The sequence below is a fragment of the Nonlabens xylanidelens genome (assembly GCF_002934445.1).
In the GTDB taxonomy this organism is placed as follows: Bacteria; Bacteroidota; Bacteroidia; order Flavobacteriales; family Flavobacteriaceae; genus Nonlabens; species Nonlabens xylanidelens.
This window is the reverse complement of the sequence record NZ_PTJE01000003.1, coordinates 351,897-377,471: the sequence shown is the minus strand read 5'-3', so window position 1 is coordinate 377,471 and position 25,575 is coordinate 351,897. Positions and strand designations below refer to the sequence as shown.

Sequence of the window (25,575 nt, the reverse complement as noted above, 5' to 3'; positions counted from 1 at the left end):
ATGTTTTTCAATTCTATAGAATTCTTAATCTTCTTACCATTGTGCTTTATCCTGTATTGGTTTGTGGTAAACCGCAATTTGAAATTGCAAAATGCTTTTATTCTTGTAGCGAGTTACTTTTTTTATGGTTGGTGGGATTATCGTTTTTTGGGTCTGATAGCCTTTAGTACTGTTATAGATTATTCCTTGGGAATCGCTATTAGTAAATCACAAATAAAGTCGAGAAAGAAGTTATTCCTTTTTATATCACTAGCCATTAATCTAGGTTTATTAGGCTTCTTTAAGTACTTCAATTTCTTTGTAGATTCATGGATAGAGGCTTTTAATTCTCTAGGTTATGAGATGCACGCGAGTACCTTAAATATTATATTACCAGTAGGTATTTCTTTTTACACTTTTCAAACATTAAGTTATACTATAGATGTTTATCGTGAGAAATTAGAGCCTTCTAAAAACTTGATCAATTTTGCTGCTTATGTAGCCTTTTTTCCTCAATTGGTCGCTGGTCCTATTGAGAGAGCGACTAATTTATTACCGCAATTCTCAAAGAAACGCGTCTTTAATGAAGAACAAGCTATTTCTGGAGTTAATCTTATTCTATGGGGTTTATTTCAAAAAGTGGTAATAGCAGATAGTTGCGCACCTTATGTAAATAGTATTTTTAATAATTACGAAAGTATGAACAGCTTGAGTCTTATTCTAGGCGCTGTCTATTTTGCTTTTCAAATTTATTGTGACTTTGCAGGGTATTCAAATATCGCAATCGGTACAGCACGTTTACTTGGTTTTGATTTAATGCGTAATTTTAATTATCCATATTTTTCCAGAGACATGGCAGAGTTTTGGCGACGCTGGCACATTTCATTATCGACATGGTTTAGAGATTATCTATACATACCACTAGGTGGTTCTAGAGGTTCTAAATGGATGCAGTTGCGTAATGTGTTTATCATATTTATGGTGAGTGGTTTATGGCATGGTGCTAACTGGACTTTTGTTTTTTGGGGTTTTCTTCATGCACTGTTCTTTGTTCCAATATTGCTCTTAAATAGAAATAGAAATAATCTTGATCAAGTAGCAAAAGGAAAATTATTACCTAGCTTTAAAGAGATGGGACAAATGTTATTCACTTTCCTACTGGCTTGTATAGCTTGGGTATTCTTTAGAGCACCGAACATTGCAGCAGCATTTGATTACCTTAAGAATGTTTTTACGGAAGCTAGTTTTAAAATAGAGTATCTAAACATTGAACGTTATAATATTGAGATGTTATTGATACTATTCATTTTTGTAATGTATGAATGGTTTCATAGAGAAGAAGAACATCCTTTTACTGGGAAATGGAAATGGATTAAAATAGCAAGTGTCATCTTAATGTTACTTACTTTAGGTGTTTATTCAAATCATCAAGATTTTATTTATTTTCAGTTTTAATGAAAGGTTTTTTTAAGCATATAAGCATTTTGATTCTAATGCTATCCATAGGGGTAGTTATTTTGAATAACTTGTACGATAATGTTTTTTTAAACACTTCACCTAGAGGTAAATTACAGCTAGCAATTAAGCAAGAACAAGAACATATAGATTATCTTTTTTTAGGGAATTCTCGAGTAGAGAATTATATAGATTGTTCTATTATAGAAGCAGCCAGCGGTAAGATATGTAAGAATTATGCGATGAGTGGTAGTTCTTATCAAGATGCTTATGTATTACTTAAATTACTCAAAAGAAGTGGACTCACTTATGATAATTTATTTATTCAATTAGATCCAAGTTTGAAAAATGAGGCAATGACAGAAAGCTTTAGAGCTTCATTAGTTCCTTTTGTAAATAGTTATGAGATACAAATTGATCATGTAGCATTAAATTTGTCGCCAGCTGAAGATCATTTGCCTTTCTACAAGTATGCAAAGTATGACTACCTTTATGGTGTACGAGCATGCTTTGCACAACTATATAAAAATACAAGTGAATATGTAGAATTGGGATATGTACCTCAATACCATACAGGTAATAGCAACTTTGGTATGTTAGAAGATTTTGCTTTAAAAAATAGATTTACCGAACTGATAAAAGAGGAGGCGGTAAATGATAAAGCTAAAATCCATTTCTTTACTTCACCTTATTGTCCTGATATGGATAACACAGTTGTTTTTAATAAACTGACTTCTTTTTATCCAGGGTATATCAATTATAGTTCTTTTTACAAGGAATCACATTATTTTGCTAATTGTACGCATATGAATGATAAAGGAGCACAAGTTTTTACCAAGCAAATTATTAAAGATTTTAATTTATAGACTTAATGCATATTGCCTACCTAACACCAGAATATCCTCATGAAAAAATCAGCAATGGTGGTGGCATGGGTACAAGTATTAAAAACCTAGTAGAAGCACTAGTAGAATTAGGTCATGAAGTAACTGTATTTGTTTATGGTCAGGCGGTAGATGCTGTGTTTGTAGATCATAAAATCACCTTTCATTTAATAGCGCAAAAGAAGTATCAACTAGGTGGTTTTTATTTTTATCGAAAACATATTGAAAAATATATCAATATGAATAAAGGTAGCATAGAATTACTAGAAGCACCAGACTGGACAGGAATCACTGCTTTTATGAATTTGCAACTGCCTTTAATTATTAGATTTCATGGTAGTGATACTTATTTCTGTCACATAGAAAAACGAGCTCAAAAATTCAAAAATAAATTTTTTGAAAAAAAAGCAGTGAGTAGAGCAAACGCATTTATAGCCCCTACAAATTTTGCAGGTGAAAAAAGTATGGAGCTCTTTAACTTGCCTAAGGATAAATTAAAAATTATTCATTATGGTCTGGAATTAGAGAAATTTAATAATACACATCCAGATACATATGAAAAGTATCGCCTTCTTAATATAGGAACCTTGATCAGGAAAAAGGGCGTTTTCCAACTTATAGAAACCTTCAATAAATTGGTAGAAATAGAACCTAAGAGTACATTGGTTTTTATAGGTGCAGACAGTGGCGACGTACAAACCGGATCAACGTCTACATGGGAATTGATGAAAGAAAAAATGACGACCAATGCGGCTGCGCGCATTTCTTATTTAGGCAAAATACCTTATAATGAAGTACAAGGTCAGATCAAGAAGGCTCATGTTTGTGTATTTCCATCGCTTGCTGAAACGCTAGGAATGGTAACCATAGAATCTATGGCATTAAAGAAGGCAGTTGTAAATACTGATATAGGATGGGCACAAGATTTGATTGATCATGGTGTGGATGGATTTATGTATCATCCAGATGATATAGACAGTTATGTAACTACGATTTCTAGATTATTTAATAATAGAGAACTAGTAAAGGAATTAGGAGAAAACGCCACTCAAACAATTCAAAATAAGTTTGATATTAAAAAGAACGCGCTTGAAAATATCGATTATTATAAGTTAGTTTTGAATTTATGATTGTACTTATACATCAAGAAAATACAAATCAAAATAAAGCTTTACTTAATGGTAAAGACATTCCGTTGCCTCAAGGTTCTTCTTTAGAGCATTTAAAATATTTATCTTTTAAGTTTCCTAATGAATGGATAGGATGGACAAATAAAGAAAGAAAGTTAGATCAATGGGACAGTTTTTATGATCGTAAACCAACTAATTATACTGCTTTAAGTAAAGGGAATGCGCCAGGGTTTTTGAATAAAGGAATAGATTATGTAGAAGATACTCCTTTTATCAATTTTAAAGAAAATCAATGGTTTCCTACATGGATAATGAGTGTAGAACTAGGAATGATTCACAGTTCGATTATAAATGAGATTAATCTTGATAAGCCTCAAGATAATTTTGAGTATGATTTAAACCTATTGACTAGAACCCTACAATCTCAAGGACTTTTTTGTTATTCTCATTTGATTAAAAATCAATCGTCAGAGAAGTTAAATGTATTGATATATAAGTTTGTAGCGCAAACTAAAAAACGTGGTTGGATCTTGTTTTTGTTATTATGTCATTTGATTTATGAAAAGCGTTTTCCTTTTCTCGCTTTCGCGAAAGCATTATTTTACAAAAAAGAAAATGTTAAAATAGATATTTTAGATATTCAAAAAAATAATGATACCGAAAATGTAGAAACAGATTATAATGTTATTATCCCAACAATGGGAAGAGCATCTTATTTAAAAGATGTTCTTAGAGACCTCTCGGTACAAACTATTTTACCTGAAAAAGTTGTTGTTATAGAACAAAATGCAGATACAACAGCTACCACAGATTTAGATTATTTAAAAAATGAAGAGTGGCCATTTCAAATCGATCATCAATTTATCCATCAAATTGGGGCATGTAATGCTAGAAATATCGCATTGACTAAAACTTCAGCAACCTGGACCTTGTTTTTTGATGACGATGTTAGATTTGAGCCTGTGCTTATGACTTCTATTTTTAAATCTTTAAAAGAAACCAAATGTGATGTTCTTAACTTGTGTTGTTTACAAAAAGGAGAAGTAGAAAATCAATTAACATTTAAACAGTGGGAAGCTTTTGGATCAGGATGTTCTTTAATGCATAGAGAAGTTTTAGAGAAATGTAAATTTGACATGGCTTTAGAGCATGGCTATGGAGAAGACGTAGATTACGGTATGCAAATACGTAACGCTGGAAATGATGTGATTTATGCACCGCAAATTCAAATGTTGCATTTAAAAGCGCCGGTAGGAGGATTTAGAAAACCTCATGTGTTTCCATGGCAAGAAGAAGAGATTCAGCCTAAGCCATCTCCTCAAATCATGTATCATCGCAAAAAAAATTATACGCACAAGCAGTTGTTAGGTTATAAGATGATTCACTTCTTTAAATGGTATAAGAATTCTGGAATTAAGAATCCAATACAGTATTTTAATCATTTTAAAAAGGCATGGAGTCTTAGTGAACGTTATGCAAAAGAGCTATGATTAAATTATATACGGACTATTCTCTTTTACTTCCAGAAAATAGAAAACACGCTCATCCATTGATATTTGATCTACATTACTATGAACATACACCTCAAATTGTTTTTGAGAAGTATGAACTGGTAGATACAATTGAAAAAGCGGACGCTATTATTTTCCCTTTGAACTATTTATCTAAAGGAATTTCTAATTTGAGAAAATCTTATGAGCTATTGATTGCTTTAGCCCAAAAAGAGAATAAAAAGCTGTTAGTGTATACAGGAGGAGATTATGGTAAAACATTTAATGACCCCAATATTATTACATGGCGCAATGCTGGTTTTAAGAGTTCTAATGATGAGTATACACTTATTTTACCTGCTTTTATGAACGATCCATTAGAAAAGGATTTTGTATTTATTAAACAGATAGAATATGAAAAAGTTCCACACGTTTCATTTACCGGTTTTGCCACGGCTAGTTTTAAAGAAGAGGTTAGAATCAATTTGTCAACGTTAAAAAGTAACATCAAGAGGTGGTTCAAAAAAGATCATAGTGATTATCAGAAGGTATATAATGCAGCTGGTAAAAGATTCAGCTACCTTAAAAGGTTAGAAAAATCTACAGGTATAAAAACAGATTTTATATACAGGGATAAATACAGAGCTGGTTCAATAACAGTAGAACAAAGAGAAAAATCTACTCGTGAGTTTTTCGGAAATTTAAATAGCTCTCCGTATACTTTTTGCTTGCGTGGTGCAGGTAATTTTTCAGTTCGATTTTTTGAATCCCTTGCATTGGGAAGAATACCTATATTAATAGATACGGACGTGCAATTACCGCTAGAAGGAATCATAAATTGGGATAAACATATATGTCGTGTTAGTACAGAAGAAAATCTTACAGATGCGATAACTAGATTTCATAATTCTCATGATCGTGAATCGTTCATAGAATTACAAAATAGCAATCGTAGTTTATATGAGAGATACCTGAATAGACACGCTTATCTTTGTGAAATTCATCCTATTTTAAAATCGATATTGTAATATGAAAGTATCCCTTATCATTTGCACCTACATGAGACCAGAGCCTTTGTCAAGGTTAATGGATAGTGTGATGATACAATCTAAGTTACCAGATGAGGTATTGATTATCGATGGTTCTACTAATGATGATACTAGTGCACGCTTTCGCGAAAGCGGAAATAATATCATACATTATCACAAAGTACCAACCGAACATCGTGGACTCACGAGACAACGCAATTTTGGAATAAATAAAGTGGCGTCAGGTATGGATATTGTTGCGTTTCTTGATGATGACACCATTTTAGAAAAGAAATATTTCTCTAATCTTATCAAGGCTTATGAAAGTTTGCCAGATGCATCAGGAATAGGTGGTGTAGCAACTAATGAAAATAGATGGCAGCCTAAAGAAAATAAAGAATACGATAAGAATGCTTTTTACGCTTTAGAAAATTATGTAGTTAAAGAATCTTCTCGTAATGTGTTGCGTAATAAATTAGGTCTTGCGTCTAATGTGTTGCCTAGCCTCATGCCAGCATACTCACATGGTAGAACTTTTTCTTATCCATTAACAGGTGATAACTATCCAGTTGATTTATTAGTGGGAATGAGTATGTCTTTTAGAAAAAAGGTGGTGGATTCTATAAAATTCTCTACCTATTTTGAAGGATATGGTCTCTATGAAGATGCAGATTATTCTCTGAGAGCATTACAATACGGGCAAAATTATCTCTCGACGAGTGTGAAGTTAGAACACCATCACGACGCAGCAGGAAGACCTAATAAATATGCCTACGGTAAAATGGTGGTCCGTAACGGCTGGTACGTATGGCGAGTAAAACATCCTCAACCTTCTTTTAAAAATAAACTCAAGTGGTATCAAATCACCATATTGCTTACCGGTATTAGATTTCTCAATATCTTTACTACGAGCGAGCGCAAAGAAGCGTTTACAGAAGCGCTGGGAAGAACAGTAGGAATGATCAGTTTGATATTTAATAAACCTAAGTAATGAAGTTTTCTAAAGACATCAAACGGTATACAGATTACAGTGGTAAGTCTGCTTTAGTCATGTTGTTGACTCAGCAAGGATTATGGGCGTTACTACAGTATCGATTTTTCAATTGGATTTATACATCTAAGCTGCCTAAAATATTAAAATGGCCACTATTAGCTATAGGAGTTCTCAAATTAAAAGCCATAGAAATCTTAACAGGGATAACCATTCCATATAGTGCAACCATAGGAGAAGGTTTTTATATAGGCCATCATTCTGGTATTGTAATTAATGCAAATGCTGTTATAGGCAAGAATTGTAACATATCTCAAGGGGTAACCATAGGTATAAGTGGTCGTGGAGATAATCGTGGAGTTCCTGTAATAGGTGATCGTGTTTATATAGGTGCTAATGCAACGGTAGTTGGGAAAATAAAAGTAGGAGATAAAGCGGTGATAGGAGCCAATAGTCTTGTAGTTAAAGACGTTCTTGCGGGAACCACTGTGGTAGGTGTGCCGGCGATTAAAGTAAGTGATAACGATTCAGCTGATTATATTTTATGAGATTACTCATTATATCTGACGCACCTATTTTAAGTAATTCTGCTAAGAAAGAAGCGTATGCACCTTATGTAAAGGAAATGGATTTATGGATGCAACATGCCAGTGATGTTTCTTTCGTATGTCCTACAAAGTATGATCGCAAGCTGCTGACACAACCTTTCAAAAAACAAGATTTTAAACAAATAGGTTTACGTAGACTAGAATTTCACACATTGCTTTCGGCATTCATATCGTTAATCACGATTCCATACCAAGCCATAGTGTTATGGAATGCCATGCGCAAGGCAGATCATATTCATCTAAGATGTCCAGGTAATCTTGCTTTGCTGGCTAGTATGATACAGGTTACGCTTCCGCGAAAGCGTAAAACAGTTAAATATGCAGGGAATTTTGATCCTCATGCGTCGCAACCCTTAGCTTATAGATGGCAAAAGAAAATACTCTCCAACACCACGTTAACTAAAAATATAGACGTTCTGGTTTATGGAGAATGGACAGGACAGACTAAAAATATAAAATCATTTTTTACGGCTACTTATTCAGAAAGCGATAAGGGCAGTTTTTCAAAAGAACTTAATGAACCCTATCAGTTCATTTTTGTAGGAACACTTTCTCAAAATAAGAATCCGCAATTGTTAGTAGAACTTATGGAGCAATTTCATAAAGAAGGTATTGCGGTACAAGCTCATTTTTATGGTGATGGTCCCATGATGGAAGAGTTAAAAACTAGGACCGATTCTCATTCTACACCATGTTATTTTTATGGAAACCAAAATAGCGAGGTTCTTAAGTCGGCTTATAAAAAGGCTCATTTTTCTTTTCTAGCGTCTCAAAGTGAAGGCTGGCCCAAAGCCGTGGCAGAATCTATGTGGTATGGATGTATACCTATCGCGACACCAGTAAGCTGCGTACCGTGGATGCTTGGAATAGGTGAAAAACTAACTTATGAAAACGACAGTTTAGAACAGAGAGGCTCTAGAGGGCTGATTTATAATAATAAAGAGCAGGTAGTTTTTGATATTAAAAAACTAATAAGTAAACCTGAGGCAATGGCTGTTATGTCACAAAATGCTCTGGCCTGGTCTCAAGAGTATACCATTGAAAAGTTTGAACGTGAAATAGTTAAATTGATCCATTCATGAAAGTACTTCAAATCATAGATAGTCTTGATGCTGGTGGTGCAGAGCGTATGGCGGTTAATATAGCAAACGAGTTGCAAGCAGCTGGACATGAATCTCATTTGTGTGTTACAAGGAAAGAAGGTCTTCTTAAAACGGCTATAAGTAAAGAAGTCGGATATATATTTATAGAAAAAAAGGGGAAACTAGGATGGGTAGCTTTAAGTAAGCTGAAAAGATATATTAAAGAACATCAAATAGAACTAGTTCATGCTCACAGTACATCTGCATTTACTGCAGTAATGATATTACTTTTATTGAGAAATAAACCTAAATTAATCTGGCACGATCATTATGGTAAGGCAAATCAACTAGAAGCGCGACCGTTAAAAGTATTGAGGTTTTTATCTGGGTATTTTAATCAGGTGATAAGTGTAAATAAGCTTTTAAAAGCTTGGGCTTTAAAAGAGTTGAAATGTGAGTCGGTAACGTATTTAGAAAATTTTGCAACGGCTACTTTTAATCAAGAATTGCAAACACCACTAGCTGGTAGAGAGAATAAGAGAATCGTCTGTCTGGCCAACCTAAGAGAACAAAAAGATCATTTAAATTTATTAAAAGCTTTTGAAGTTCTTAAAAAGGAGTGTCCAGAGTGGAGCTTGCATTTATGTGGTCAAGATTTTAATGATGATTATTCTTTAAGGATAAAGCAAGCGATAGAACAAAGAGATCTCAAGGATCACGTGTTTCTTTTAGGTTCTCGAGCAGATGTAGGAGCCGTTTTAAACACTTGTGATATAGCGGTGCTTTCTTCTCGATCAGAAGGTTTACCAGTAGCATTATTAGAATACGGCCTGCATCATTTACCAGTGGTAGTGACCGATGTAGGAGCGTGTAAAGAAGTCGTTGCTGATTATGGAATAGTTGTAGAGTCAGAAAATGCTCAATTACTGTCAGCAGCTATTTTAAAGTTGATTGATAATAAAATACAGCGAGAAGATTATGCTACAAAGTTTCACAATCATGTGATGGATCAATATGGGAGCAAGCGTTATATAAATAAGCTAGTAAGCATTTATCAGAGCGCTTGATTTTAGGGCATAAAAAAACTATGTTAGATCTTTCTAAAACTAAAAAGATCTAACATAGTATCTATGTGATGTTGAATTGATTTAAGCTTTCTCTGAGGCAGCTTTTTCTTCTACAGCATCCCAGTATTCATAGGCACGACGCAAGTGAGGTATTACAATTGTTCCACCTACTAGAGTAGCTATAGAAAGAGCTTCTACCACTTCTTCTTTAGAAATCCCTTCTTTATGACTAGCTTCTAGATGGTACTTTACACAGTCGTCACATCTTAAAACAGTACTAGCTACTAGACCTAGTAATTCCTTTGTTCTCTTATCTAGTTTACCTGCTGTAAAAGCATTGGTATCTAGATTAAAGATGCGTTTTATAATTTTATTATTGTCTTCAAGAATGGCATCGTTCATTTTCTCACGATACGCATTGAATTCTTCTACTTGATTGCTCATAATTTTAAGGGGTACCTAATTTCTTATTTCTTTTTTCCTGACGGTAGAGGACAAATTTAGATATGAAAATGCTCATTTCATATAAAATTAACACAGGTATGGCAACTATTATTTGACTAGCCACATCTGGTGGTGTTATTACTGCAGCAACTATAAGGACTATAACTAGAGCAAATTTTCTATTTTTTCTTAAACCAGCAGGTGTTGCTAGTCCTATTTTAGTAAGGAAATAAATAATTACCGGTAGTTCAAATAATAGTCCCGAAGATAATATAGAGGCTCTTATATAGCCTATATAACTAGATAAACTAGGCTCTGTGGATATTTCTGGGCTCAAATTATAAGTCATCATAAAATGAACTGATAATGGTGCTATGACAAAATACCCAAAAGTCACTCCTATAAAGAAGAGCAAAGAACAAACGATTATAAAACCACTGCTGTACTTCTTTTCACTAGCTTTTAAACCGGGCGATATAAATTTCCATACTTGGTAAAGTACCCATGGAAAAGCGACTATAAAACCTACAAGAATAGAAGTCCATATGTGAGTAGAAAACTCGTCAGACATTTCTTTGGACTGTACTTTAAAGTTAAAGTCAGGATTACAAAAATCACTAACTACTCCAAAGTAATTCCCAAATTCACAAAAGAATTCATAAGTAACAAAGGTACCTCTCTTAGGACCGAAGATAATCGTGTCAAAAATAAAGTCAGTAAAGACACCAGCTATTATAGCACCTGCCAGAATACCGACTATAGAACGTATCAAACACCAGCGCAGTTCTTCTACGTGATCTAAAAATGACATGTTATTAGGGTCTAGATTTTTACGAGCCATGATTATACGATTCCTTCTCTAATTAAATCGTGTATATGCACGACACCAGCATATCCTTTATCATCTACAGCAATTAATTGGGAGATGTTTTTTTCTTCCATTAATTCGCGAGCCTGTACGGCCATCGAGTCTGCAGTAATAGTTTTAGGATTACTACTCATAATATCGCTCGCAACTAGATCGTCTATATTCTTACCACTAGAGAGCATACGTCTTAAATCACCATCTGTAATAATACCTATTGCATTATTATTTTCTGTAACTACGGTCATGCCCAGCATGTTTTCTGATATGTTTACAATAACAACTCTTAACGATGTGCTTGCACTTACCTCTGGTTTTTTATTACCGTCTATAATTCCCTGCACTCTTAAATACAATTTTTTTCCTAGAGCGCCACCTGGGTGGTACTTAGCAAAATCTTTGTCGGTAAAACCTTTTAGTTCTAATAAACTAACAGAAAGTGCATCACCTATAACCAGTTGTGCGGTTGTGCTAGTAGTAGGAGCAAGACCATTAGGGCACGCCTCTTCTTTAATAGGAGCGTGCAATACATAGTCTGCTTCTAGACCTAGAAAAGAATCTTTATGACTAGTAATAGCAATTAATTTATTATTGAAGTTTTTAATGAGCGGCACTAAAACCTTAATTTCTGGAGTATTTCCACTTTTTGAAATACAGATCACCACATCATTATCTTGTACAATACCTAAATCTCCATGAATAGCATCTGCAGCATGCATGAAAATCGCAGGCGTACCTGTAGAGTTCATTGTGGCAACTATTTTCTGCGCAATTATGGCACTTTTACCTATTCCAGTGATAATTACTCGACCTTTTGAGTGATGTATGTGTAATACCGCTTTCGCGAAAGCGGAATCGATTCCATCTACAAGATCTGTAATAGCTTGTGCTTCAATGCGAATTGTTCTCCTCGCAACTTCTAATACTTTATTTTCTTGATCCAAACTTGATTACTTTTAACTATAATTTGCGATAAGCAAATTATATCGTAAATTTAGCTTACAAAGATAAACAAAAACGCAGCAGCCGCATGGCAGATACGCAGATAGGATTAGAAGAAAATCTAAAGAAATATTTTGGATTCGGGCAATTTAGAGGATTGCAAAAGAAAGTAATAACCTCCTTATTAAATAAGGAAGATGTTTTTGTGATCATGCCCACCGGTGGTGGTAAATCACTATGCTATCAACTACCAGCATTAATGCAAGAAGGTACCGCTATCGTGGTCTCACCTCTTATTGCATTAATGAAGAATCAGGTAGATGCTATACGTGGTGTTTCTGATCATGATGGTGTTGCTCATGTATTAAACTCTTCTTTATCAAAGGGTGATGTGCAGCGAGTAAAAGATGACATTACTAGTGGAATTACAAAATTATTATACGTCGCACCAGAATCACTTACCAAAGAAGAATATGTAGAGTTCTTAAAAGAGCAAACGATTTCTTTTCTTGCTGTGGATGAGGCGCACTGTATCAGTGAATGGGGACACGATTTCCGTCCTGAATATAGAAACTTGCGCAGGATTATAGATCGTATAGGAAAAGATATTCCTATCATAGGTCTTACCGCAACTGCTACGCCTAAAGTGCAAGAAGATATTCTTAAAAACTTACAGATTACAAAGGCTACTACCTTTAAAGCGTCGTTTAATAGGCCTAATCTTTTTTATGAAGTGCGTCCTAAAACCGCTACGGTAGATGCAGATATTACTCGTTTTATCAAACAAAATGAGGGTAAATCTGGTATCGTTTATTGTTTATCTCGTAAACGAGTAGAAGAACTTGCACAAGTATTACAAGTGAATGGTATAAAAGCAGTTCCTTATCACGCTGGTTTAGATTCTAAAACTAGAGTTCTGCATCAAGACATGTTCTTAATGGAAGATACTGATGTGGTGGTTGCTACCATTGCATTCGGTATGGGAATAGATAAACCAGATGTACGTTTTGTGATACACCACGATATACCTAAAAGTATAGAGTCGTATTATCAAGAAACTGGTCGTGCTGGTCGTGATGGTGGTGAAGGTCACTGTCTAGCTTACTATGCATATAAAGATATAGAAAAACTAGAGAAATTCATGTCAGGTAAACCTATTGCAGAGCAAGAGATAGGTCATGCGTTACTACAAGAAATGGTAGGGTATTCTGAAACCAGCATGAGTCGTAGACAGTATATTCTCCACTATTTTGGTGAGAAATTTGATCCAGCTACTGGTGCTGGTGGTGATATGGATGACAACATGCGCAATCCTAAACCACAAAAAGAAGCAGTAGAAGAGGTTAAAAAATTAGTTCAATTAATAGGTGATGCTGGTGAGCGCTATAAATCAAAGGACATAGTTAGTATCCTGATGGGGAAAAATAACGCCATGATTTCTAGCCATAAGGTAGATCAACAAGGGTACTTTGGTAGTGGTAAGGATAAAGATAAAGCTTATTGGACCGCCTTAATACGTCAGGTTCTAGTGGCTAGACTTATTAAAAAAGATATAGAAACTTATGGTACTTTAAAAGTGCTAGATGCTGGTCGTGAGTTTATTAAGTCTGGGAAGACTTTCATGATGAGCGATGATCATACTTATAATACGTCTTCAGATCAAATAGTAGGTGCTGCAAAGGGTGGCGCAGTAGATGCACAATTAGTTAAGTTTTTAAAAGACCTGCGTAAAAAAGTAGCTAAGCAAAAGAATGTACCTCCATATATTGTATTTCAAGATCCATCTTTAGAAGATATGGCTACTAAGTATCCTGTGAATATGGAAGAAATGGCAAATATTCATGGTGTAGGAGAAGGTAAAGCAAAAAAATATGGAAAACCTTTTGTAGAACTAATATCCACATATGTAGATGATAATGATATTACTAGACCAGATGATCTAGTAATTAAAAGTACTGGTGCAAAATCTGGTAATAAACTATACTTTATTACTAGTATAGATCGCAAACTTAGTTTTGACGATATGGCCAGTGCAAAAGGCATGGACATGGATCAATTAATCAACGAGCTAGAGAGTATCGTTTACAGCGGTACAAAACTTAATGTAGGTTACTGGATTGATGAAATGCTGGACGAAGATCAACAAGAAGAATTGCATGAATATTTTATAGAGTCAGAGTCTGATAAAATAGACGCAGCTGTAGAAGAATTTGATGGCGATTATGAAGAAGAAGAAATAAGACTTTATAGATTGCGCTTTATAAGTGAAGTAGCTAATTAATTAGTACATCATTATGTTATATAGATAGACGCTTTTAAAAATACATTTATCATTAGAAACCCATTAAGGAAATTTATTCTTAGTGGGTTTTTTTATTAATTCCGCTTTCGCGAAAGCGGAATTAATAGATACATTATCAATAAGTTATATTCTTATCTGATTTGATTTCTAAAAAGTTTTAGTAAATGGCACGGCTCTTGAAAGTAGGTAAGCAAGGGCAAGCCGAAAACCTGATAGTGTAGGCAACATTTAAAATATAGAAATCATGAAAAGAATATTACTTTTTATTGCAGCTGGTCTGATGATGACGATTACTGCTCAGGCAAATGAAATCGACCTGAAAGAATCAAATGATTTCAAAATTACCGATAGTAGATACCGTAGCGCACAACCGGTATTATTTACTTATAATAATGTGGATTATGCCATTTTTCCTAATGGTAAAATAGAATTTAAATTGCCTAATAGAAATGCGCGATCTACTAATAGACGAGGTGTGAACCGAAGATATAGCCTTAATAGTGTGTCTAACTATTCTACTTATAGAAGAAACTATGTGAGGTATAACCGTAGTGGACAGGCCGTGAAAATAGGGGATACTCGTATTTATTATAACAGTAGAGGTGATGTGGCTAGAGTAGGTAAATTAAATGTAGCTTACAGAAATGGTGTCTTGCGTAAAGTAGGTGGCCTAGAGGTACAATATAATAGACGCGGTAAGATTACTGCGGCAAGAGGTCATGTACTTGTTAGAAATAACTATGGACGTGGACACGATTGTAACGATCATAACTTTGGTCATTTTCATGATCAGGAAGATGATAATCAAGACTGGGATAACGGAATTTACTTTAAACGTAATTCTAAAAAATAAAATCGCTGTGTAAGTGAATAAATGAAAAAACCTCTTAAGATGAATTTCTTAAGAGGTTTTTTGATTATGATTAATTAAGTAATATTAGTCTCTAAGTTCTTCTATTTCTTGGGCAGTAACCTGTCTGAATGCAAGCTTAAAACCTTCATAAGCTGCAAATCCATAGAAAAGTATGTCCATGAAACCGAAAGTTTCTGTCATTAAATCTATGAAGAAGGAATAGTCAAAAGAAGTTAAAGCTTCTAAATATCCTATTTCAGAATACTCTGCCATGAAGCCTATGGAGCTTAAGAAATTACCTAAGAAACAACTTAAAACGGCTATTACAGCACCAGATATTCCAAATATCATGTCGATACCTTTACCCATAAATCTTACAGAATAACCGACTATAAATCCTATTCCTATAGCCATATAACCTATTTGATAACCAGTAGCAACGGTTACCGCTGCCCAGATTACTGCGCCTACTAGTCCAGCGACTATACCAGCAAGAATTCCTACAGGTAAATTTTGTTGAGCTCTTAATTTTTCATTCATCGTTTCTGATAATCGGTAAAGATTAACGTCATCTTCAGGATTTAATGGGTCGCGTCTTTCAACGATGCTAGTATCGGGCACATATTGCAAACATTGGCCTTGAAAATCTGCTTTGCGGCCTGTTAGTCCACATAACATGCCTTGTTGCATGTCCATTTTTCTATTGGTACATTTTTCACAAAAAAGAATTTGTTCTTCTCGAGTCATTGGTAGGTTGGTTTTATGGTTGGGTTTGAGATAAAAGCTAACAATATAAGAAGTAAAAAAAACTATACCAGCTTTCTGAAGACTGAATTCTAATGAATTATCTTTGCAGCCTTAAAAAACTATAAAAATGCAAGAAGGAATTTACGCAAAATTTGATACAAGTAAAGGAGAAATCCTTGTTCAACTTCATCACGATAAAACACCTGGAACTGTAGGTAACTTTATAGCGCTAGCTGAAGGTAATTTAGAGAACAAAGCCAAAGATCAAGGAACACCTTATTATAATGGTCTTAAGTTTCACAGAGTAATTCCAGATTTCATGATCCAAGGTGGTGACCCACAGGGAACTGGTGCTGGTGGTCCTGGTTATAATTTTGATGATGAATTTCACCCAGAATTACGTCATGACGGACCTGGTGTTTTAAGTATGGCAAATGCTGGACCAGGAACAAATGGTTCTCAGTTTTTCATTACACACATCGCTACAGACTGGTTAGATGACAAGCATACTGTTTTTGGTAAAGTTATAGAAGGACAGGATGTGGTAGATGCTATCGCACAAGGTGACGAGATTAAAACGGTTACTATTGTAAGAGAAGGTGATGCGGCAAAAGCATTTAATGCTGTAGAAGAATTCCGTCAGTTTGAAGGAGCTGGAAAACTACGTGAAGAGCAAGCTAGAAAACAAGCTGACCAAGAGATCGACGAGATCGCAATGGGCTTTGATAAAACAGAAAGTGGTTTACGTTATAAAATCATTCAAGAAGGTGATGGAGTAAAAGCTGAAAAAGGAAAAACAGTAAGCGTACATTATAAAGGAATGTTGCCTAACGGTAAAGTTTTTGATTCTAGTTTTGATCGCAAGCAACCTATAGACTTTGCACTAGGTATGGGACAGGTAATCGCTGGTTGGGATGAAGGTATCGCTTTACTTAAAGTAGGTGATAAAGCACGTCTAGTTATACCATCGCATATCGCTTATGGTAGTGCTGGTGCAGGTGGTGTTATACCGCCAGATGCAACATTAGTATTTGATGTAGAGTTAGTTGCTGTAAAGTAATTATTCTTAAATTATAATTTAAAAGCCCTATTCTTTATGGAATAGGGCTTTTATTTTTTTATGGAATGAAACAAATTATTCTGCGTTATAGGACATCTTGTAGAAGTGGTTAATGATTAAAAAGACCATAGACATTGAAATCAAAAAACAAGAAAGTCCATCAACTCCATCAAAATAATATAAAGTGATTACGGATATTAAAATGAGTAATTCAGTTACTAAAAAGAGTTTGCTATAAAATTTCATCTTGTCTATTAAATCTTAAACTAAAGATAGGTGAAATACGATCAAAGAAAAAGTTTCTTTTCATTATTATCATTTCTAGGTGGGTTTTGACTACGTAATTGTTGAAAAAATAAGACTACAACCATGCTTTTATCAGATGTCTAGAAATGGATGTCACTAGCTTTCATTATTTAGAAAACCTCTTTTAAACAAAGAGTTTTATTAATCAATTTTTAAGTCCTAATTCCTCATATCACATGCCATAAGCCTCATGGCTAATCCTTATATTTGTCTCAACAAAGAAAAAAGCATGAAAGGATTAGTTACATTTTGCCGTTGGTTCGTTGGGGTATTATTTATTTTTAGTGGTTTAATTAAGTTAAATGATCCTTTAGGGTTTTCTTATAAACTAGATGAATACTTTAGTGCAGCGGTTTTAGGGTTAGAATTCTTACAGCCATTTGCATTACCTCTGGCTATCTTTTTAGTGATTTTTGAGGTGATCTTAGGAATCATGTTATTAATAGGATTTCAAAGAAAATTTACGATCTGGTCACTTTTATTGATGATCGGTTTCTTTACATTCCTAACTTTTTATTCTGCTTATTTTGATAAAGTAACGGACTGCGGCTGTTTTGGTGACGCTATACCTCTAGTACCATGGGAATCATTTGCAAAAGATGTGGTGCTATTAGTCATGATATTGATTTTGTTTTTCAATATGGATAAATGGAAATCCGCTTTCGCGAAAGCGAAGTCCTCCATAATCATTCTCGTTTCTACTATCATTTGTTTTATAATCGCTTACTATGTATTAATGCATTTACCGATTTTAGATTTTAGAGCTTATAAGGTAGGAACTGATATAGAGGTGGCTATGCAAGAAGACCCTAGCCAACCAGATATTTATGGTTATGACTGGTATTACACGGTAGATGGTAAAGAAGAGATAATTACTACAGATGGTCAGGTGCCAGAAGGTCGTCCAGGATATGATAAAGTAGAAACACGTATTATTCAAGAAGCAGCACTTCCTAAAATTCATGACTTTTCTATAGAAAAAGATGGAGAAGATTATACGCAAGAGATTCTAGATAAGGAAAAAGTTGCCTTTGTTATGATTTATGATGTTTCAAAAATTGAGGAAGGTGGTATGGAAAAGCTCGCTAGTTTTACTACGAGAGCACAAGCAGCTGGTTATGAGGTTATAGGTTTAAGCGCAAATGGTATAGAGCAATTAGAGCCGTTAATGAAATCTTATGATTTTAGTATTCCGTTTTACACGACAGATGGAACACAATTAAAAACTGCTGTACGTTCTACACCAGCTGTTATGACTATTAAAAAAGGAGTAGTTACAGGTAAATCTCACTGGAATGATTTTGAGAGTTTATCTCTATGATAAGCTATGTGCTTAAAAAAATAGGATATGCCTTACTGACTCTCTATGGAGTGGTAACCGTTATATTCTTATTATTTTACCTCTTACCTGGTGACCCAGCACAAATGATGTTGGGGCAAAACGAGTCTGAAGAACAGCTGGCAAATGTGCGAGCAAAATACGGGCTAGATAAATCTATAGGTACTCAGTATATGTACTTTTTAAATGACCTGTCTCCAGTTTCTTTTCACAGTACTGACAAGAGTGATTTTACTTATGATAATGGTAAATATACAGGTGTAGATCTCTTTACTATAGGGACTACATCTACTTATTTTAAATGGCCTTATTTAAGAGAATCGTTTCAGAAAACTGGTAAAAAGGTAAGCTACATAATAGGAGAGACCTTACCTAACACGATGATTCTTGCACTTGCAGCAATAAGTGTAGCTCTAATTCTAGGATTGATTTTAGGAGTCATTTCGGCATTGTATAAAAACAGCTGGATAGATCAATTGATACAGGTGATAAGTACTATGGGCATGAGTGTGCCTAGCTTTTTTAGTGCTATTATTTTTGCTTTTATCTTCGGTTTTGTGCTTCATGAATTTACTGGCCTTAAAATGAGTGGTAGTCTATATGAGATGGATGATTATGGTGAGGCGATGCATTTACAGTGGCGCAATCTTATATTGCCAGCATTAGTTTTAGGAATTAGACCGCTAGCTGTAGTATCTCAATTAATGAGAAATAGTTTGCTAGAAGTCATGGGGCAAGAATACATAACTACCGCATATGCCAAAGGACTTACTACATTACAAGTAATAAAAAGACATGCTTTTAAAAACGCACTTAATCCTGTAATTACAGCAGTAAGTGGCTGGTTTGCGAGTATGCTAGCAGGAGCAGTTTTTGTAGAATATATCTTTAACTGGAATGGTATAGGTAAAGAAATAGTAGAGGCGCTCAATACACAAGATTTGCCAGTTATCACAGGAGCGGTTCTTGTAATAGCAACGTTGTTTATTCTTATCAATATTATGGTAGATTTAATTTACGTGTGGTTAGACCCAAGAGTAAAGTTAGAGTAAATTATAAAATACTTGCGGTCTTCTTAATAAACATCTGCACACAAACTTTATTCAATAATTAAAAGGCAATACCTTTGCAATTGCTTGCATAAGAGTATTAAAATAATCAATTTTGGTATTATTGAAACCTTAATGACCTTAAAACAAACGCGATGAGAAAAAATATAGTAGCCGGAAACTGGAAAATGAATTGTGATCTTGCACAGACACAAGCTTTAATAACAGATTTAAAAAAAGGCCTAGTTAATGACGTTAACTGTGAATTAATGATAGCGCCATCTCATCCTTTTTTATATAATGCTTTTAACAGTACTTGTGATACCGTAATTGAGGTTGTAGCACAAAATGTTTGTGAAGCAGACAGTGGTGCATATACAGGAGAGATTTCTGTACCTATGTTGCAAAGTATAGGTATTAAGACAGTTATTATAGGTCACTCTGAGCGTAGAGATACTTATGGTGAAACAGATCAATTAATTACTGCCAAAACGAAAGCAGCTCTTGATAAAGGACTGCGAGTTATTTTTTGTTGTGGAGAACATTTAGAAGATCGTAAAGCTGGGAACCATTTTGATACGGTAACTAAACAAATAGAATTAGGTCTCTTTGATCTTACAGCTGCGCAAATGGAAAATGTAGTGGTAGCTTATGAACCAGTATGGGCTATAGGTACAGGAGAAACTGCAAGTCCAGAGCAAGCTCAAGAAATGCACGCGCATTTACGTTCTTTTATAGAAACTAAATTTGGAAAAGAAACGGCAAATAATACCAGTATTCTTTATGGTGGTAGTGTAAAACCAGCAAATGCTGCTGAGATTTTTGCAAAACCAGATGTAGATGGTGGACTAGTAGGTGGTGCATCTCTAGATGGATCATCTTTCCTTGATATTGCAAATGCTTTTTAAGAAACTAATTCTACTATTATTTCTCACTATTGGTCTACCAGCAATAGCACAAACGGATTATGGTTTAAAAGTAGCTGCGGCTGCCCAAGAATTAACAAAGGATCACGTGGTTTATAACGGTAGCTATTTTAGCATTCCTTATCCAGATGGTGATGTGCCTGCAGGATACGGAGTGTGTACTGACGTAGTCATAAGAACTTACAGAAAGTTAGGTGTTGATTTACAGAAAGAAGTTCATGTAGATATGAAAGCACATTTTTCAAAATACCCAAATAACTGGGGATTGAAAAAAACAGATACTAATATCGATCATAGAAGAGTACCCAACTTGCGTAGGTTCTTTAAACGTAAAGGATTAAGTATTGCGGTAACTCAAAATGCAAAAGATTATTTACCTGGTGATATAGTAAGTTGGACCTTAAATAATGGACTAACACACATAGGAATGGTTTCTAAAACCAAATCAAAAGATCAAAAAAGGTACCTAATGGTACATAATATAGGAGCAGGGCAAGTGTTAGAAGACTGCCTTTTTAATTTTAAAATTACAGGACATTACCGTTATGGAAAATAATACTACCGACCAGATTTATGTAGAGTACGACTTTACAGTTACACCACAATTACCGTGGAATGATGTTCTTATGGCACAACTAGGAGAGGTAGGTTTTGAGAGCTTTATAGAGACTGAAACTGGGATTAAAGCATATGTTTTAAAAACTACAGACGCTGCTACTATTCTCGATACAGTAGATATTATGAATAATGATTTATGTGATATCGCTTTCGCGAAAGCGGAAATACCACCAACAAATTGGAATGCAGAATGGGAAAAGAATTTTAACCCAATCACGGTTAATAATAGATGTGAAGTACGTGCGCCGTTTCACCAAGCTAGTGGTGTAGAGTATGACATCGTGATAGAGCCTAAGATGAGTTTCGGTACGGGACACCACCAGACTACACATATGATGATAGAACATTTACTTAATGAAAATGTGGAAAATCTTGAGGTTTTAGACATGGGTAGTGGGACAGGTGTACTAGGTATTCTAGCGCAAATGAGAGGTGCTGTTAAAGTAGATGCCATCGATATAGATACCTGGTGTTATGAAAATGCACTGGAAAATGTAAAGCGTAATAAAACAGATAAAGTCGCTGTTATTCTAGGTGGTGCAGAGCAACTGGAAGGTAAATCTTATGATTTTATAATAGCCAATATTAATAGAAATATACTGCTACAGGATATTCCTGTTTATGCAAAGAGCCTTAAAAAAGGCGGTACCATACTTTTTAGTGGGTTTTATGAAGAGGACTTAGTTCATATTAAAAATAAATGTATGGAGAGTGGTATTGTTTATGACTCTCACCTCAAAAAAGACAACTGGATAGCTGCAAAAATGATTAAATCCTAATTTAATCGGTTTAAAAACGAATATTATCAATGTATTTGATTAAATTTAGCCTATGAAAATGAGCACACAAGACCAGGTTCTTCCAGAACTAGATTTGGAAGTCTTGGAGCAAAAGGAAAATAAAATAGTCCTTTTTAATGACGAAGTAAATACCTTTGATCACGTGATAGACATGCTAGTAGCTGCCTGTGATCACACGCCTGTACAGGCAGAGCAATGTTCTCTTATAGTTCACTATAAAGGAAAATGTAATGTTAAAACAGGTGGTTATGATGATTTAAAACCGCGTTGTACCGCTTTACTAGAAGCTGGTTTAACTGCAGAGATTCAATAAAGATTTTGCTTTCCCCTTTTTATTCAATTAGAATAAAAACATAAAAAATGCCTGTTTATAGCAGGCATTTTGTGTGTCACGTGATTTCAGGATAGATTTTTAAAAACCTGCTAGTTGTTCATAAAAAGCACCGATCTCATTCTTACTATCAATGAGGTGAATCTCTATAATCCAGTAGCGATCCTTACCGCTCGTGTCTTTTTGATTCATAGGTGTATGATTTTCAGGATGTATGTAATTAGTCTTATCCTCACCATCCAGTTGTTCATGTGGGAAGTGACCTATTAAATGACCGGCGATAGGACCACCGTATTCCCATCCATTGTTTAGAGCTAGAATGGTGCAATACTGGTAGAGTTGTGCGCCAGTGATATCTGGGTTTTTAATTAGATAGTCATTGGCATCTTTCCACATGCTTTCTACATCGTGCATTAATTTTATCTTACGTATGTCATTACCCACTACATAAGTTCTACCAAAGTCTGCCTCCCAATCTTCTATAATAGGACCAAAGTCTATAAATAGTATGTCGTCCTCTTTAATAGTAAGATCTTCTGGATTTTCATCATAAGGATGTAGCGTGTTTTTACCTGCTCTAACTATGCGTTTGTGCCAGTATTTTTTGATTCCGAACAACTCATCTGCTAGTTCAAAAACTTCAGTATTAATTTGCTTTTCAGTTTTACCTGGTTTTATAAGTTCTTTATTTTCAATTTCTTGAAATAAAATCGCTGCTTTCTCTTCAGCTTTTTGAAGTTCTAGTAAGGTGTCTGTCATAAAGTAAAAATAATGTTCCATTAATATGCAGCATTATAATTTGCTTTAAATTAACTAAGCTGGGATTCTGTTATTTTAATTCATTAAGCTAAAACACTTAAGGTGTTAATTAATATATAAACTAACTATGATTAATAGTAATACTATTATGTTTGTTTAATAATTGAAAAATATGCATTCACTTCTTAAAAATCTAAAGGTTGAGATTAATGATAAATTATATCTTAAAGATCCAGAAAGCTCTGACTTAGGTAAGCGCATAGTAAGTCACAGTATAGAAATGATTTATGAATTGGGTTTTGAACAATTTACTTTTAAGAAGTTAGGTGTTGTTATAAAATCTAACGAGAGTTCTATTTATAGGTATTTTGAGAGTAAGCATAAACTCTTACTATATCTCACCTCATGGTACTGGAGCTGGATAGAATACCAGTTGATTTTAGAAACCATGGTAATGACTACCGACCAGGATAAGTTAATTAAAGCGGTAGAGATTTTAACTCAAGAAGTTTCTCAAGATTCTAACTTCAGTCATATAAATGAAGTCCTTTTAAATAAAATAATCATTTCAGAGTTCTCAAAATCATATCTGACTAAATCGGTAGATCAAGAGAATAAAGAAGGTTTTTTTGCTATTTACAAACGCCTCGTGGTGCGACTTAAGGATTTAATTACTGCAGTAGATGCTACGTATAAATTCCCTTCTTCTTTAAGTAGTATGATTATAGATGGTGCTTTACATCAACATTTTCTTAAAGATCATTTTGCGGCAATCACAGACTGTAATAGTCATACCACACCTACCCATTACTTTTTAAACTTAATTAATCAACTTATTATCACAAATGAAAAAAGATAAAAATATACTCACAGCATGGCAGCGTTTAATGCGCATGTTAGAAGTTGATAGAAAAGATATTAGACAGATTTTTTACTATGCTATTTTTGCAGGAATAGTAGGGTTATCCTTACCACTAGGGATACAAGCTATTATTAACCTTATACAAGGTGCGCAAATAAGTACCTCATGGATACTTCTTGTAGTTTTGGTAACTGCTGGTGTTGCCTTTGGTGGTGTGCTGCAAATTATGCAAATAAGAATTACAGAAAACATTCAGCAGAAGATTTTCACAAGATCTTCATTTGATTTTGCTTTCAGATTTCCTAAAATTAGAATGAGTGAGCTGCGCGGCACGTACCCACCAGAACTAGCTAATAGATTTTTTGATACCCTTACTATACAGAAAAGTCTTTCTAAATTATTAGTAGATTATCCTACGGCGTTATTACAAATTTTATTAGGATTGCTTTTACTATCGTTTTATCACCCATTCTTTATCGTTTACGGTGTTTTACTAGTAGGTCTGGCTTATATATTATTTAAATTTACAGCCGAAAAAGGTTTAGAAACCAGTATTCTAGAGTCAAAAAGTAAGTATAGAGTAGCGCACTGGCTACAAGAAATTGCAAGGTCACTAGTTAGTTTTAAACTCTCTGGAATTACTAATCATGCCGTGGAAAAAAATGATGCTTTAGTTTCAAATTACCTTAATTATAGAGAGCAACATTTTAAAGTTTTAGTACGACAGGCCATTCAATTAATAGGATTTAAAGTTTTAATCACTGCAGGGTTATTAATTATAGGTGGTTTATTAGTTTTAAGTCAGGAGATGAATATTGGTCAATTTGTCGCAGCAGAACTTATTATCCTAATCATTATAGGTGCGGTTGAAAAAATAATCTCTGGTCTAGAGTCATTTTATGATATGCTTACTTCATTAGAAAAATTAGGGGAAGTCGTAGACAAAGAATTAGAACCTCAATCAGGAGAGCATCCCTTTGCTCAGGATCAAAGTTTTAGTGTAGAGTTGGATCAAGTAACTTTTACAGTACCAGAAAGAACACAACCTATTCTTAATAATATATCTTTAAAAATATCAGAGAACTGTACCATTTTAGTAAACGGCGCAAACGGTAGCGGTAAAGCCACCCTATTAAGGTTAATAGCTGGTATCATAGAGCCTACTCAAGGTAGTATTTATGTGAATAATTCAGACTTAAGAGGTCTAGATCTTAATTATTATAGAGCAAATCTAGGGCAATCCTTAAGTGAAGAAAGCCCATTTGAAGGTACTTTGAGGGATAACATAACCTTTGGAGATGCTTCAGTTAATGACGAGCGTATATACTGGGCACTAGAAAAATTAGGACTGGTTAATTATCTTAAAAAATTACCTAAAGGACTGGATACGGTCATATTTCCAGAGGGTAAACAATTAAGTTATACAGTAGCAAAGAAAATTGTTTTGGCGCGCAGTATTGTTAGATATCCTAAGATGCTTATTCTCAAAGATCCGTTAGATCAATTTGAAAAGGAAGAGTCTGCTAGAATTATGGACTTTTTAACTGATAAGTCTAATGGCTGGTCTATTGTAGTGGTTAGTCAGAATAGAGAATGGATGAAACGATGTGGTAGAATGATCACATTACACAACGGTAAATTAATCTTAGATCAATAAC

General features: G+C 34.4%; 25 protein-coding genes. 20 read left to right on the top strand and 5 right to left on the bottom strand.

Annotated elements, in window-relative coordinates:
* The 9 genes from LY01_RS09080 (at position 1) to LY01_RS09040 (ending at position 9,714) form a co-directional block, all read left to right on the top strand.
* On the top strand, positions 1 to 1,434 hold the full coding sequence (locus LY01_RS09080; protein WP_104515521.1) for an MBOAT family O-acyltransferase: 1,434 nt from the start codon (positions 1 to 3) through the stop codon (positions 1,432 to 1,434).
* Between the two features lie 62 nt (positions 1,435 to 1,496).
* Complete coding sequence (locus LY01_RS09075) at positions 1,497 to 2,300, top strand: hypothetical protein (protein WP_146080404.1); 804 nt, start codon at positions 1,497 to 1,499, stop codon at positions 2,298 to 2,300.
* Between the two features lie 5 nt (positions 2,301 to 2,305).
* Positions 2,306 to 3,448 carry a glycosyltransferase family 4 protein gene (locus LY01_RS09070; protein WP_104515519.1) on the top strand — a complete coding sequence of 381 codons (1,143 nt, stop codon included), beginning with the start codon at positions 2,306 to 2,308 and terminating at the stop codon, positions 3,446 to 3,448.
* Positions 3,445 to 4,938 carry a glycosyltransferase family 2 protein gene (locus tag LY01_RS09065; RefSeq protein WP_104515518.1) on the top strand — a complete coding sequence of 498 codons (1,494 nt, stop codon included), beginning with the start codon at positions 3,445 to 3,447 and terminating at the stop codon, positions 4,936 to 4,938. Before LY01_RS09070 ends, LY01_RS09065 begins: the two co-directional genes overlap by 4 nt.
* Entirely contained in the window at positions 4,935 to 5,966 is a 1,032-nt protein-coding gene (locus LY01_RS09060; RefSeq protein ID WP_104515517.1) for an exostosin domain-containing protein, read from the top strand. Before LY01_RS09065 ends, LY01_RS09060 begins: the two co-directional genes overlap by 4 nt.
* Before the next feature lies 1 nt (position 5,967).
* On the top strand, positions 5,968 to 6,957 hold the full coding sequence (locus LY01_RS09055) for a glycosyltransferase family 2 protein (protein ID WP_104515516.1): 990 nt from the start codon (positions 5,968 to 5,970) through the stop codon (positions 6,955 to 6,957).
* Positions 6,957 to 7,505, top strand: a complete 549-nt coding sequence (locus tag LY01_RS09050; RefSeq protein ID WP_104515515.1) for a serine O-acetyltransferase — start codon at positions 6,957 to 6,959, stop codon at positions 7,503 to 7,505. The genes LY01_RS09055 and LY01_RS09050 overlap by 1 nt, the downstream gene beginning before the upstream one ends.
* Positions 7,502 to 8,647 carry a glycosyltransferase family 4 protein gene (locus LY01_RS09045; RefSeq protein WP_104515514.1) on the top strand — a complete coding sequence of 382 codons (1,146 nt, stop codon included), beginning with the start codon at positions 7,502 to 7,504 and terminating at the stop codon, positions 8,645 to 8,647. Before LY01_RS09050 ends, LY01_RS09045 begins: the two co-directional genes overlap by 4 nt.
* Positions 8,644 to 9,714: a glycosyltransferase gene (locus LY01_RS09040; protein WP_104515513.1), complete on the top strand. Its 1,071-nt coding sequence runs from the start codon at positions 8,644 to 8,646 to the stop codon at positions 9,712 to 9,714. Before LY01_RS09045 ends, LY01_RS09040 begins: the two co-directional genes overlap by 4 nt.
* Positions 9,715 to 9,795: 81 nt before the next feature.
* On the opposite strand, the gene LY01_RS09035 is transcribed toward LY01_RS09040, so the two are convergent.
* From LY01_RS09035 to LY01_RS09025, 3 genes are read right to left on the bottom strand one after another with little or no spacing between them, the layout of a single operon-like run.
* The gene (locus LY01_RS09035; RefSeq protein ID WP_104515512.1) at positions 9,796 to 10,158 is read right to left on the bottom strand and encodes a carboxymuconolactone decarboxylase family protein; all 363 of its coding nucleotides are present in this window, start codon (positions 10,156 to 10,158) and stop codon (positions 9,796 to 9,798) included.
* 4 nt (positions 10,159 to 10,162) lie between these two features.
* On the bottom strand, positions 10,163 to 10,999 hold the full coding sequence (gene tatC / locus LY01_RS09030; protein WP_104515511.1) for a twin-arginine translocase subunit TatC: 837 nt from the start codon (positions 10,997 to 10,999) through the stop codon (positions 10,163 to 10,165).
* Positions 11,000 to 11,001: 2 nt separating this feature from the next.
* On the bottom strand, positions 11,002 to 11,967 hold the full coding sequence (locus LY01_RS09025) for a KpsF/GutQ family sugar-phosphate isomerase (protein WP_104515510.1): 966 nt from the start codon (positions 11,965 to 11,967) through the stop codon (positions 11,002 to 11,004).
* 86 nt (positions 11,968 to 12,053) lie between these two features.
* Between LY01_RS09025 and recQ the strand changes: the two genes are divergently transcribed.
* The gene (gene recQ / locus LY01_RS09020) at positions 12,054 to 14,246 is read left to right on the top strand and encodes a DNA helicase RecQ (protein WP_104515509.1); all 2,193 of its coding nucleotides are present in this window, start codon (positions 12,054 to 12,056) and stop codon (positions 14,244 to 14,246) included.
* 265 nt (positions 14,247 to 14,511) lie between these two features.
* On the top strand, positions 14,512 to 15,120 hold the full coding sequence (locus LY01_RS09015; RefSeq protein ID WP_104515508.1) for a hypothetical protein: 609 nt from the start codon (positions 14,512 to 14,514) through the stop codon (positions 15,118 to 15,120).
* Between the two features lie 84 nt (positions 15,121 to 15,204).
* Here the strand turns inward: LY01_RS09015 and LY01_RS09010 are convergent, their stop codons facing one another.
* A complete protein-coding gene (locus LY01_RS09010; protein WP_104515507.1) occupies positions 15,205 to 15,867 on the bottom strand; it encodes a hypothetical protein in 663 nt (220 codons plus the stop codon).
* Positions 15,868 to 15,994: 127 nt separating this feature from the next.
* Here LY01_RS09010 and LY01_RS09005 point away from each other — a divergent pair, with 127 nt between their 5' ends.
* From LY01_RS09005 to LY01_RS08975, 7 genes are all read left to right on the top strand, one after another.
* Positions 15,995 to 16,927 (top strand): peptidylprolyl isomerase, encoded by a 933-nt coding sequence (locus LY01_RS09005; protein ID WP_104515506.1) that lies wholly within the window; start codon positions 15,995 to 15,997, stop codon positions 16,925 to 16,927.
* Positions 16,928 to 17,462: 535 nt separating this feature from the next.
* Positions 17,463 to 18,554 (top strand): BT_3928 family protein, encoded by a 1,092-nt coding sequence (locus tag LY01_RS09000; RefSeq protein ID WP_104515619.1) that lies wholly within the window; start codon positions 17,463 to 17,465, stop codon positions 18,552 to 18,554.
* A complete protein-coding gene (locus LY01_RS08995; protein WP_104515505.1) occupies positions 18,551 to 19,624 on the top strand; it encodes an ABC transporter permease in 1,074 nt (357 codons plus the stop codon). Before LY01_RS09000 ends, LY01_RS08995 begins: the two co-directional genes overlap by 4 nt.
* 152 nt (positions 19,625 to 19,776) lie before the next feature.
* Entirely contained in the window at positions 19,777 to 20,529 is a 753-nt protein-coding gene (gene tpiA, locus LY01_RS08990) for a triose-phosphate isomerase (RefSeq protein WP_104515504.1), read from the top strand.
* Entirely contained in the window at positions 20,519 to 21,103 is a 585-nt protein-coding gene (locus tag LY01_RS08985) for a DUF1287 domain-containing protein (protein ID WP_104515503.1), read from the top strand. The genes tpiA and LY01_RS08985 overlap by 11 nt, the downstream gene beginning before the upstream one ends.
* Positions 21,093 to 21,944 carry a 50S ribosomal protein L11 methyltransferase gene (gene prmA, locus LY01_RS08980; RefSeq protein ID WP_104515502.1) on the top strand — a complete coding sequence of 284 codons (852 nt, stop codon included), beginning with the start codon at positions 21,093 to 21,095 and terminating at the stop codon, positions 21,942 to 21,944. The genes LY01_RS08985 and prmA overlap by 11 nt, the downstream gene beginning before the upstream one ends.
* Before the next feature lie 58 nt (positions 21,945 to 22,002).
* Positions 22,003 to 22,278 (top strand): ATP-dependent Clp protease adaptor ClpS, encoded by a 276-nt coding sequence (locus LY01_RS08975; RefSeq protein WP_104515618.1) that lies wholly within the window; start codon positions 22,003 to 22,005, stop codon positions 22,276 to 22,278.
* 99 nt (positions 22,279 to 22,377) lie between these two features.
* On the opposite strand, the gene LY01_RS08970 is transcribed toward LY01_RS08975, so the two are convergent.
* Positions 22,378 to 23,055 (bottom strand): M24 family metallopeptidase, encoded by a 678-nt coding sequence (locus LY01_RS08970; RefSeq protein WP_104515501.1) that lies wholly within the window; start codon positions 23,053 to 23,055, stop codon positions 22,378 to 22,380.
* A 172-nt stretch (positions 23,056 to 23,227) separates the two neighbouring features.
* Between LY01_RS08970 and LY01_RS08965 the strand changes: the two genes are divergently transcribed.
* Both LY01_RS08965 and LY01_RS08960 read left to right on the top strand, forming a co-directional pair.
* Positions 23,228 to 23,914 carry a TetR/AcrR family transcriptional regulator gene (locus LY01_RS08965; protein WP_104515500.1) on the top strand — a complete coding sequence of 229 codons (687 nt, stop codon included), beginning with the start codon at positions 23,228 to 23,230 and terminating at the stop codon, positions 23,912 to 23,914.
* Positions 23,901 to 25,574 carry a peptidase domain-containing ABC transporter gene (locus LY01_RS08960; RefSeq protein ID WP_104515499.1) on the top strand — a complete coding sequence of 558 codons (1,674 nt, stop codon included), beginning with the start codon at positions 23,901 to 23,903 and terminating at the stop codon, positions 25,572 to 25,574. Before LY01_RS08965 ends, LY01_RS08960 begins: the two co-directional genes overlap by 14 nt.
* Position 25,575 lies beyond the last annotated feature (1 nt).

Coding starts and splice junctions, on each gene's coding strand:
- LY01_RS09080 (WP_104515521.1), top strand. CDS start 1: ATGTTTTTCAATTCTATAGAATTCTTAATCTTCTTACCATTGTGCTTT.
- LY01_RS09070 (WP_104515519.1), top strand. CDS start 2,306: ATGCATATTGCCTACCTAACACCAGAATATCCTCATGAAAAAATCAGC.
- LY01_RS09065 (WP_104515518.1), top strand. CDS start 3,445: ATGATTGTACTTATACATCAAGAAAATACAAATCAAAATAAAGCTTTA.
- LY01_RS09060 (WP_104515517.1), top strand. CDS start 4,935: ATGATTAAATTATATACGGACTATTCTCTTTTACTTCCAGAAAATAGA.
- LY01_RS09055 (WP_104515516.1), top strand. CDS start 5,968: ATGAAAGTATCCCTTATCATTTGCACCTACATGAGACCAGAGCCTTTG.
- LY01_RS09050 (WP_104515515.1), top strand. CDS start 6,957: ATGAAGTTTTCTAAAGACATCAAACGGTATACAGATTACAGTGGTAAG.
- LY01_RS09045 (WP_104515514.1), top strand. CDS start 7,502: ATGAGATTACTCATTATATCTGACGCACCTATTTTAAGTAATTCTGCT.
- LY01_RS09040 (WP_104515513.1), top strand. CDS start 8,644: ATGAAAGTACTTCAAATCATAGATAGTCTTGATGCTGGTGGTGCAGAG.
- LY01_RS09035 (WP_104515512.1), bottom strand. CDS start 10,158: ATGAGCAATCAAGTAGAAGAATTCAATGCGTATCGTGAGAAAATGAAC.
- tatC (WP_104515511.1), bottom strand. CDS start 10,999: ATGGCTCGTAAAAATCTAGACCCTAATAACATGTCATTTTTAGATCAC.
- recQ (WP_104515509.1), top strand. CDS start 12,054: ATGGCAGATACGCAGATAGGATTAGAAGAAAATCTAAAGAAATATTTT.
- LY01_RS09015 (WP_104515508.1), top strand. CDS start 14,512: ATGAAAAGAATATTACTTTTTATTGCAGCTGGTCTGATGATGACGATT.
- LY01_RS09010 (WP_104515507.1), bottom strand. CDS start 15,867: ATGACTCGAGAAGAACAAATTCTTTTTTGTGAAAAATGTACCAATAGA.
- LY01_RS09005 (WP_104515506.1), top strand. CDS start 15,995: ATGCAAGAAGGAATTTACGCAAAATTTGATACAAGTAAAGGAGAAATC.
- LY01_RS09000 (WP_104515619.1), top strand. CDS start 17,463: ATGAAAGGATTAGTTACATTTTGCCGTTGGTTCGTTGGGGTATTATTT.
- LY01_RS08995 (WP_104515505.1), top strand. CDS start 18,551: ATGATAAGCTATGTGCTTAAAAAAATAGGATATGCCTTACTGACTCTC.
- tpiA (WP_104515504.1), top strand. CDS start 19,777: ATGAGAAAAAATATAGTAGCCGGAAACTGGAAAATGAATTGTGATCTT.
- LY01_RS08985 (WP_104515503.1), top strand. CDS start 20,519: ATGCTTTTTAAGAAACTAATTCTACTATTATTTCTCACTATTGGTCTA.
- prmA (WP_104515502.1), top strand. CDS start 21,093: ATGGAAAATAATACTACCGACCAGATTTATGTAGAGTACGACTTTACA.
- LY01_RS08975 (WP_104515618.1), top strand. CDS start 22,003: ATGAGCACACAAGACCAGGTTCTTCCAGAACTAGATTTGGAAGTCTTG.
- LY01_RS08970 (WP_104515501.1), bottom strand. CDS start 23,055: ATGACAGACACCTTACTAGAACTTCAAAAAGCTGAAGAGAAAGCAGCG.
- LY01_RS08965 (WP_104515500.1), top strand. CDS start 23,228: ATGCATTCACTTCTTAAAAATCTAAAGGTTGAGATTAATGATAAATTA.
- LY01_RS08960 (WP_104515499.1), top strand. CDS start 23,901: ATGAAAAAAGATAAAAATATACTCACAGCATGGCAGCGTTTAATGCGC.